This is a genomic window from Fictibacillus sp. S7 (genome assembly GCF_004127935.1).
In the GTDB taxonomy this organism is placed as follows: domain Bacteria; phylum Bacillota; class Bacilli; order Bacillales; family Fictibacillaceae; genus Fictibacillus_C; species Fictibacillus_C enclensis.
This window is the reverse complement of record NZ_QJKL01000001.1, coordinates 2,906,103-2,914,628: the sequence shown is the minus strand read 5'-3', so window position 1 is coordinate 2,914,628 and position 8,526 is coordinate 2,906,103. Positions and strand designations below refer to the sequence as shown.

The 8,526-nt window shown below is 43.3% G+C and carries 11 protein-coding genes; 8 read left to right on the top strand and 3 right to left on the bottom strand.

Annotation, left to right across the window (positions count from 1 at the left end):
- Positions 1 to 672, top strand: a 672-nt coding sequence (locus DMO16_RS15090) for a hypothetical protein (RefSeq protein ID WP_206738112.1), incomplete at its 5' end; no start/stop codon positions are given.
- A gap of 198 nt (positions 673 to 870) precedes the next feature.
- Here the strand turns inward: DMO16_RS15090 and DMO16_RS15085 are convergent.
- Entirely contained in the window at positions 871 to 1,803 is a 933-nt protein-coding gene (locus DMO16_RS15085; RefSeq protein ID WP_164988937.1) for a DMT family transporter, read from the bottom strand.
- Positions 1,804 to 1,932: 129 nt separating this feature from the next.
- Here DMO16_RS15085 and uvsE point away from each other — a divergent pair, with 129 nt between their 5' ends.
- From uvsE to DMO16_RS15050, 7 genes are all read left to right on the top strand, one after another.
- Entirely contained in the window at positions 1,933 to 2,898 is a 966-nt protein-coding gene (uvsE, locus tag DMO16_RS15080) for a UV DNA damage repair endonuclease UvsE (RefSeq protein WP_129478453.1), read from the top strand.
- Positions 2,899 to 3,048: 150 nt separating this feature from the next.
- Complete coding sequence (locus DMO16_RS15075) at positions 3,049 to 3,771, top strand: SDR family NAD(P)-dependent oxidoreductase (protein WP_129478451.1); 723 nt, start codon at positions 3,049 to 3,051, stop codon at positions 3,769 to 3,771.
- Positions 3,771 to 4,793 (top strand): S-adenosylmethionine:tRNA ribosyltransferase-isomerase, encoded by a 1,023-nt coding sequence (locus tag DMO16_RS15070; protein WP_074440651.1) that lies wholly within the window; start codon positions 3,771 to 3,773, stop codon positions 4,791 to 4,793. The genes DMO16_RS15075 and DMO16_RS15070 overlap by 1 nt, the downstream gene beginning before the upstream one ends.
- Before the next feature lies 1 nt (position 4,794).
- Positions 4,795 to 5,148: a VOC family protein gene (locus tag DMO16_RS15065; RefSeq protein ID WP_061975837.1), complete on the top strand. Its 354-nt coding sequence runs from the start codon at positions 4,795 to 4,797 to the stop codon at positions 5,146 to 5,148.
- Between the two features lie 245 nt (positions 5,149 to 5,393).
- Positions 5,394 to 5,963: a signal peptidase I gene (gene lepB / locus DMO16_RS15060; RefSeq protein ID WP_241840580.1), complete on the top strand. Its 570-nt coding sequence runs from the start codon at positions 5,394 to 5,396 to the stop codon at positions 5,961 to 5,963.
- A 55-nt stretch (positions 5,964 to 6,018) separates the two neighbouring features.
- The gene (locus DMO16_RS15055; RefSeq protein WP_061975841.1) at positions 6,019 to 6,528 is read left to right on the top strand and encodes a DNA-3-methyladenine glycosylase I; all 510 of its coding nucleotides are present in this window, start codon (positions 6,019 to 6,021) and stop codon (positions 6,526 to 6,528) included.
- Positions 6,529 to 6,591: 63 nt separating this feature from the next.
- Positions 6,592 to 6,927 (top strand): L,D-transpeptidase, encoded by a 336-nt coding sequence (locus tag DMO16_RS15050; protein WP_129478446.1) that lies wholly within the window; start codon positions 6,592 to 6,594, stop codon positions 6,925 to 6,927.
- Between the two features lie 5 nt (positions 6,928 to 6,932).
- Here the strand turns inward: DMO16_RS15050 and DMO16_RS15045 are convergent, their stop codons facing one another.
- Together DMO16_RS15045 and DMO16_RS15040 are read right to left on the bottom strand one after the other, a co-directional pair.
- Entirely contained in the window at positions 6,933 to 7,151 is a 219-nt protein-coding gene (locus DMO16_RS15045; protein ID WP_129478444.1) for a hypothetical protein, read from the bottom strand.
- 21 nt (positions 7,152 to 7,172) lie between these two features.
- Positions 7,173 to 8,426 (bottom strand): helix-turn-helix domain-containing protein, encoded by a 1,254-nt coding sequence (locus DMO16_RS15040; protein ID WP_164988936.1) that lies wholly within the window; start codon positions 8,424 to 8,426, stop codon positions 7,173 to 7,175.
- Positions 8,427 to 8,526: the final 100 nt, after the last annotated feature.

Genomic DNA, 8,526 nt, shown 5'->3' with positions numbered 1-8,526 from the left:
GAGGATGTGCTAGGTTCTTTCCATCCGGAAAAGGTCGGCCTTCAGCCAACACTGCTGAACCAGGCAAAGCTGTCGGAAAAAGAAGGAGCAGTTGTTGTTAATCTTCCAGCAGGCTCTGTCTCTTCTTCTGAAGAAGCACTGCTTCCGAAAGTACTGGGCTACACGTTTGGTTATAGTGAAGGCTATTCCAAGGTGAAGTTTGAAACGGATGGAAAACCAGGTTATGAGTTTTCCAATCTGGGTTCAAAGGAAGAATTGGATGTGGACGGAGTAAGGGGAGGTCCCGCTTTTTCTTATACGACCTCAACGGGCGATGAATTTTTGGTAGACAGCAATGCGACCACCTTCGCAAAACCGGCCGAAAACCTGGAGAAAGCCATGGATCAGATGAAAGAAGGCTATAAAGACAAAAAGCTAGTGCCGGCTGTGCCGGAGGATACAACCCTCCATGCTGACCGTTCGGGAACGAAGGCAACGGTTACTGTAGAAGGAAAGGGCAAAGCGGACGATGAAGAAACTCGCAAAATGTTGGATGCCGCCCTTGTGACGGTAAAAAATTACGGAAGCGATACGGTAGCCATTGACGATGGAGCCGGTACCGAAAAACAGGCAGAGGAACAGCAGACAGAACAGGTGGGTGCCGTCAATTTTATGGTAACGAAAGAACAGTAGTAGTAAGCAACCAGGTGTATGCCACCTGGTTGTTTTTTGTTTGTACCTTGTATTTTCCATTGGGAATACTCGGCATTTTTTATTCAGAGCCCGGAAGCGGGAATAGGTGGTCCGAAAATCAGCATTAAAACCGATACCGGTGATATCGATCTGAACTAAATATAAAACGAAAACTGCCTGGATTCCAGGCAGTTTTTTTTACAAGGCCTTATTGATGCTGATGGGTTTTGCGGGAAGTCCTGTTCCTTTCTGGCGGGACAGTCCGAGGTAAATACCTGCCACAATGAGCAAAAGGGCGAGCGCATGATACAAGTGGATCTTTTCATTCAGAAAAAGGGCGGCGAAGAACAAGGAGCTGATCGGCATGACATTCAAAAATAAGGTGGTTTTGCTTGGACCAATCTCTGAGATCGCCATGTTCCACCAGGACGTACAAAGGGCAGTGGCAATACAGCCGGAGAACACCATCACTCCAAAAGCGAAAAGGTTTGCATGATAAACCGACGGCTCAACAGGGAACAGGAACCACATGATCAGTAAAAGCAATGCGCCAAACATGTGGCTGAAGGTTGTTACCTGAAAGACGGATGCCTGTTTTACCGCTTGTTTGATCAACAGGCCGCCAGATACATAAGCGAGCATGGAGAGAAATACAATCAGGTTCCCTTTCACGGGATCAGTTCCGGCTGAACCTGGGTGGCCGACGACAATAAGGACGCCTGTAAAGCCGAGTCCAATGCCGATAAAGCGTTTAAGGTTGAACTGATCACCAAGTAACACCATCGCCAAAAGAGAGGTTGTCAGCGGATTTAGCCCAAGGATGAGTGAACCGGCTGAGCCTGACGTAAACCGCAGTCCCTGTGAGATCAAAAGCTGATGCAGGAAGATCGAGGTAAAGCCGACCAGAAAGATGAGTCCCCAGGCCGACAACGTCAGTTTTTTGATTCCTGGTTTCCATTTGGAATAGGTAAAGATAAGCAAGCATAGAGCGGCCATTGAAATTCTCCAGGCAGACAGCTGCACAACCGGGAAAATTCCTGAAAGGTATTTAATCATAATGACATTGAGACCCCAGATAATCGTTACGATACTTAATGAAATCAATATAAGGTAAAATTTCTTTTTTTCCATCCTGCAATCCCTCTGTCTTTTATTGTTCTGCCATCGAATATATACCTGTTTCAAGAATTTGTCTATAACACGTTTGATAAAAGAAATCCTTTTTTTGGACATACTGTTAGTAGAAGTGAGGTGACAGGCATGACAAAAATACGGCTGGGCTATGTAGCGATGAGCATGGAGCTGCAAAATGCCTCTCCATCCCAGACGATGACATATGCCCGTTTTTCACAGATTGAAGACCGCGGGGCAGCACTCAGAAAACTGGAGCGGATCGCAAAATCCAACCTGGAGAACACGATTCGTCTGTTACGGCACAATGCCGCCCATGACATTCATTTTTACAGAATGACCTCCCGGCTGATTCCGCTGGCTAACCACAAGGAGCTGCTCGACTGGAAATACATGCTGCCATTAAAAGAATCACTTCGGGAAGTTGGAGATTTCGCAAAAAAACATGAGATGAGGCTTGATTTCCATCCGGATCATTTTGTGGTGATCAATTCCCCGAAGGATGAAATATTAAAGAATTCAATACAAACGCTCAACCTTCACTATAAAATCCTTAAGGGCATGAACATTGATCCGGTCCACCGCTGTGTGATGCATGTGGGCGGCAACTACAAGGAAACGGATGTGGCCCTGGAGCGTTTTATTCATAACTGGATGTATGTGCCGCACCGGCTTCAGGAGATGATCATGCTTGAAAATGACGACTCCTCATTTACCCTTGAAGATACCTTGTATCTTTGCGAAAAGCTGGGCATTCCCCTGGTCTTTGATTATCATCATCATCTGGCCCACCACCATAATGATAATTGGCAGGAGAACTGGGAGAGGGTAGTACACACATGGTCCCATTCACCCCTGCCGCTAAAAATTCATATCTCCAGCCCGAAGAGTGAAAAGGAATTCCGGCACCATGCGGACTTTGTTGATCCGGATCTATTTTTTCGTTTCCTGGACGGAATAAAGGGAAGTGTTCAGCAAGTCGACTGCATGATTGAAGCGAAATGCAAGGATGAAGCACTGTTTCAGCTAATGGAGAACATTAAAGAGAGAAAAGAGGCCGAAGTGATTAACGGAGCTTCTTTCTATTTAAAATAAAAACCAAAAAAACCCTTGATAGATAAGGGTTTTTTTCTTTTGTCGGAAAAAAAGAAATAAAAAGTGTTGACGTTAGAAATTTCAAACAATTATAATTAAGATACTTATTAAACATAAATGTATAAAAAGTATAAAAAGGAGGTAACAACGATGAAAAAAGTAGTGATGATTACCGGAGCTTCAAAGGGATTAGGAAAGGCGCTTGCTCTATATTTTGCAAAGGAGGGAAACGACCTGGCGATCTGCGCAAGAAGAGAAAGTCCACTACAGGAAGTGAAAAAGGAGGCAGAAGCGTACGGAGCTGATGTTCTCGCGGTGACAGCGGACGTTTCGGAATCCAAGGACGTGGAACGGTTTGTGGCACTGACAGAGGAGCACTTCGGGCACATCGATGTATTGATTAACAATGCCTCCATGCTCGGACCGAGCCCGATGCCTTATCTTTTGGACTATCCGGAAGAAGACTTCGCTGAAGTCGTCCGGGTTAATTCTCTCGGGCCATTCCTTGTGACAAGGCGGGTGCTTCCAGACATGCTGAAGCGCAACAGTGGCAGTATCATCAATGTTACATCTGAAGCGGGACACACCGGGTTTGCCGGCTGGGGGGCGTACGGCATTTCCAAGTTTGCGCTGGAAGGTTTGACGGAAACCTGGGCAGATGAGGTAGGAGAAACCGGAGTGAGAGTCAACATGGTCGATCCGGGGGAAATGGATACTGAAATGCATGCCCTGGCCGTCCCGGACTGTGATTACAAATTGGCAGATCCTCATGACCTTGTTCATGTGTTCGGATACCTGGCATCTGAAGCATCCAAAGAAAACGGAAAACGATTCAGTGCCCAGGAATTCACATTGGAAGGAAGTGAACAGTGATGAGCGCGGCCCTTTCTTTTGTTCTTCCCGACGAATTAAATGCCAGTATGCCGCCAGAGCGGCGGGGCATCCGCCGGGATTACGTAAAAATGATGGTGATTGATAAAAAAGAGGGAACCACCAGCCATTCCCATTTCTACAAACTGGATCACTATTTACAGGAGGGGGACGTTCTTGTGCTGAATGCAAGCCGAACCATCCCGGCGGTCTTAAAGGGAAATCTGGCGGATGGCACAGTGATCGAGGTACGGCTGGCACACAAAAAAAGTGATCAAAACTGGGAAGCTCTCATACTTGCTGACGAGGTGAAGAACGGTGACACCATTCACTTTTCTCCTGTATTGTCCGCAACGGTTGTAACAGCAGCAACCGACAGTCCCTTCTCCTTGCTGGCGTTTAACCTGTGCTGCACTGCCCTTTATGATCAGATCTACCAAATCGGGCAGCCGGTACGATATGAATACATCGAAACACCGTGGGATCTGGATTATTACCAAACGGTATTTGCGACGTCTCCAGGTTCGGTGGAAATGCCTTCTGCCGGACGTGCATTCAGCTGGGAGCTCCTTTTCCGCCTTCAGAAAAAAGGGGTAAGAATTGAGTATGTTGAACTGCATACCGGCTTGAGTTATTTAATGGACGATAAATGGCATCTGGAACCGAGGGAAAACCTGGAGGAGTATAGCATTCCTGAAAAGACGGCGGCAGCAGTCCGGCAGGCCAAAAGTAATGGCCATAAAGTGATTGCAGTGGGAACAACTGTAGTCCGCGCTTTGGAATCAGCTGTCGATACCAAAGGCCACCTAAAAGCAGCCAGAGGCTGGACCAATTTATATATTACCGGGACCACGAAGCTTCAAGTGGCGGACGGACTGATCACCGGACTGCATGAACCGGAAGCAAGCCATCTCGACCTTCTATCTGCCTTTGTCCCTGTGCAGCACCTTCATGTCTCCTATAAAGAAGCCATCGGTCAAAAGTATTTTTGGCACGAGTTTGGTGACATGAATTTGATCATCTAGAATGAAAACGATTGGAGTTCATCACTACGGCATTATCGTCCGAAACCTGTGGAAAGCTGCAGATTTTTACCTAAAGGCATTCAATATGAAGGTCATCTTTGAATCGGATTGGGAGGGGGAGCACCTTCTGTTTGTTGGAAATGATGAATGGAAGATTGAACTGATTCAGCAAAAAGAGAATCAGGACGACGGTGCCCATACCGCTTTTCAAATCGAAAGCATGGAGGACATGATTCACCGATTACAGAACAAGGGTATTCTCACTTTGGAAGGGCCATTTCTTTTGAACAACGGCTGGAAGACGGTTTTTTATGAACTTCCGGAGGGCGGCTGGATTGAATTCATTGAACCATAATAGGAAGACCGGAAGAGAATTTCTTCCGGTTTTTTAAATATAAATTACTATACATTACTTAGTAATACCTAAATAAATTTGTAAAATCTTTCAAAAGTGATTGCGTCTGCCCCCTTTTTGTTACAATAGTGATAGTCATTCATACCGTCTGCCATACAAGGGGAGTGGACATAAATTGCGTGACCATTTTATAAATTATACGGTACAATAAGAAGATGAACCGTTTAAAATTTGTTTCAATCTTAATGAAGAAAGGTGTGAACCGTATGGAGCAAAAAGAGCAAAAAGGAAATGAACTCTTCAGCTGGATTAAGTCCATTGTATTTGCTCTCGTTCTTGTTTATATTATTAAAACTTTTTTCTTCGCGCCTTATATGGTTGAGGGAGCTTCCATGTCTCCAACATTGCATAATCACGATAAACTCTATGTCAATAAAATCATCTACTCGGTAACCGAGCCGAAAGTCGGTGACATTGTTATCATCAAAGGCGATGACAAACGCTATGTAAAACGTGTGATCGGAGTGGAAGGCGATACCATCCAGGTAAAGAAAGATAAGCTTTTGGTCAATGGAAAGCCCGTGAAAGAACCGTATTTGAACCAGAATAAAAAACAGGCAAGAACCCTCGGTGTCTATTTGACAGAAGACTTTGGCCCAATCAAAATTCCAAAAGGGAAATGTTTTGTTATGGGAGATAACCGGCTGAACAGCATGGATTCCCGAAACGGCCTTGGCCTGATTAATATCGATTCCATTGAGGGCAAATCCGAAGTGGTCATCTATCCATTCAAAGATATTCGAAAAACAGATTAACATGAAAAACCTGACCTGACCGGCCAGGTTTTGTTTTATATAGGGGGAACGGGTTATGGAGAAGCGGGTAAGATGCAAATGGAGTACAGAGAGCGAGATGCTTTCAACGTATCATGATGAAGAATGGGGGGTGTCCGTAACGGAGGATAACAAATTATTTGAATGCCTGACACTCGAAATGTTCCAAGCGGGGCTGAGCTGGCGGACAATTCTACATAAACGTGAAAATTTCAGGAAGGCCTTTGCCCAATTTGATATTCAGCACGTCAAGGCAATGACGGAAGACGACATAGAGAACTTGATGAATAACGAAGGCATTGTCAGACACAGAAGAAAAATTGAAGCAACGATTGAAAACGCCAAGCGGTGCGATGAACTAATCATGAAGTATGGGGGATTGGATGCTTTCTTTCAACAGCTGCCGGAGGATCCGGTTGAAAAGCAGAAAATCCTTAAACAAACGTTTAAACACTTCGGCTTGACCACGGCGGAAAGCTTTCTCATGGCGACCGGAATGATGCCCACACAGCATGAGGAAAGCTGTTATCTTCACCAAAAGGCCTAAAGCTTACGGCAATACAAACAGAACCACCTCCACTGACATACTGTAACAGTGGAGGTGGTATAAATGGCGTATCAGATCTTCATTTCTGTAGGTAAAAAAAGAATGACAGTTACGCGAAACGGAGGAACCATTAGGCGATATCCCATTGCAGTGGGGAAGATGCTTACTCCTACGCCTGTGGGAACGTATACAATAATTAATAAGCAGCCTAATCCCGGTGGTCCGTTTGGTGTCATGTGGATGGGGCTTTCCGCACCGCACTATGGCATCCATGGCACCAATAACCCATCGTCAATTGGAAAAACCGTCTCAAAAGGATGCATTCGAATGTTCAATAAAGATGTACTCGAACTGTCAAGAATGGTTCCGCTTGGAACGAGGGTTTATATTGGGAGATAACTAGATCAAGAGTTTGCACTTAAACCAGGAAGTTCATCCATAGCAACATAAGATCTTAGTCCAGGAAGTTCGTCCCTAGCTACGTTGCGTGAACTTAAACCAGGAAGTTCATCTCTTGCTACTAATCTTGGATTTGGAAGTTCATCTCTCGCAGTATCTTGAGAAAAGCTAAATATCCCCAGAAGACCTCCCGCAATTAGTAAACCCGCTAATATTTTTTTCATTTTAAACCACCTTTTCAATTTTTATAGGATATTTTTCCTTGCATTATTAGAAACTCTATAATATAAGCTAGCTTTTTTATATTGTGAATGTTCAAAGTATAAATCAGCAAGTAATTCTGAATAGGTTGCATAACTTTCAAGTAGGTGCTGTTTATCAAAATAAGGAACAGCCTCTTTCGCTAAGTATGAGATAAGTTCATCATGATCTTTTTTAATTTTGAGCATTAGAATTCTGTAATGATATTCATACTCATGATGAGGATATTCATTAAGTATTTTCTGTCCCTGAGTTAACCACTTTTCAGAAGAATTATAATCCTCTAACTGGTAATATTCACTTGCCATTAGAAAAATCGTAGCGATTTTCGTAACATCTGAAAGATCTTTTTTGAACGAGAGGCTTTTTTCTAAGAATTGGATACTTTTTTGGTGTTCATTCCTGCAAGAAGCTAGAAATCCTAAGTTATGAAAAATGACACCGGAGGTAAAGTCATCTTTAAATGTTTTTGAATACTTTAAGGCTTGATTCAAGTGGTATTCAGCTTGAACATAATTTCTGACTCTCCTATTACTAATAGCCAAAAGAATTTGACAATCAGCACTCCTGCTATAATTATATTCTTTATCGAATATATTAATAGCTTTATATGCATAATAATTTACAGAACTAATTCTGAAAATTTGACCAAAACATAAAGCTAGTTGATAAAAAACTACTGCCCGCTCCATATCTTCAATGTTAATAACAGACATTAACTTTTCTGCTTCCTGGAGGTGGGACAAAGCATTTTTATAGTCTGTTTTAAAGTAATAATACATTGATAAAATCTGGTTATAATAAAATTTTAACTCTTGAGTTAATTGTTCCTGTAATTCCTTGATTTTTGATAAAATTTCGTCTGTATGCGTTAAATCCTGCTCATTACTTACTATATATTTTCGTGCTAAAAATAGTTCGTATCTAAGGATGAGTTCGGGCTCAGAAACATGTTGCATCTTCTCCCGAACCGTTTCAAAGAACTCTTCCGCCTCATCAAACCGGCGGTTCACCATCATCATATTCCACTCGTTGAGCATCTCCAGGATCTCGTTGCTGTCCACTTCCTCGGACGAAATACCCAGCTTTTCACAAAGAAGGTTAATAACCTCTTCGCTGGACTTTGCATCCCCTTTCTCAATCTTGCTTAAATAGGACACTGAACAGATTCCCTGAGCCAGTTCTTCCTGGGTTAGGCCTTTGGTTTTTCTATAATATCTTATTCTTTGGCCGACCATATAATCCCCCTTTCCGAACTTGGGAAAATTGTCATGCAAACCCCCCATTAATCAAGTACCAATACTACTACTTTTCCCAATACATACCCACAGAAATGTC

Excerpts from the sequence above, each read along its gene's own strand:
- DMO16_RS15085 (WP_164988937.1), bottom strand. The coding sequence starts at position 1,803 with ATGGAAAAAAAGAAATTTTACCTTATATTGATTTCATTAAGTATCGTA.
- uvsE (WP_129478453.1), top strand. The coding sequence starts at position 1,933 with ATGACAAAAATACGGCTGGGCTATGTAGCGATGAGCATGGAGCTGCAA.
- DMO16_RS15075 (WP_129478451.1), top strand. The coding sequence starts at position 3,049 with ATGAAAAAAGTAGTGATGATTACCGGAGCTTCAAAGGGATTAGGAAAG.
- DMO16_RS15070 (WP_074440651.1), top strand. The coding sequence starts at position 3,771 with ATGAGCGCGGCCCTTTCTTTTGTTCTTCCCGACGAATTAAATGCCAGT.
- DMO16_RS15065 (WP_061975837.1), top strand. The coding sequence starts at position 4,795 with ATGAAAACGATTGGAGTTCATCACTACGGCATTATCGTCCGAAACCTG.
- lepB (WP_241840580.1), top strand. The coding sequence starts at position 5,394 with ATGAAGAAAGGTGTGAACCGTATGGAGCAAAAAGAGCAAAAAGGAAAT.
- DMO16_RS15055 (WP_061975841.1), top strand. The coding sequence starts at position 6,019 with ATGGAGAAGCGGGTAAGATGCAAATGGAGTACAGAGAGCGAGATGCTT.
- DMO16_RS15050 (WP_129478446.1), top strand. The coding sequence starts at position 6,592 with ATGGCGTATCAGATCTTCATTTCTGTAGGTAAAAAAAGAATGACAGTT.
- DMO16_RS15045 (WP_129478444.1), bottom strand. The coding sequence starts at position 7,151 with ATGAAAAAAATATTAGCGGGTTTACTAATTGCGGGAGGTCTTCTGGGG.
- DMO16_RS15040 (WP_164988936.1), bottom strand. The coding sequence starts at position 8,426 with ATGGTCGGCCAAAGAATAAGATATTATAGAAAAACCAAAGGCCTAACC.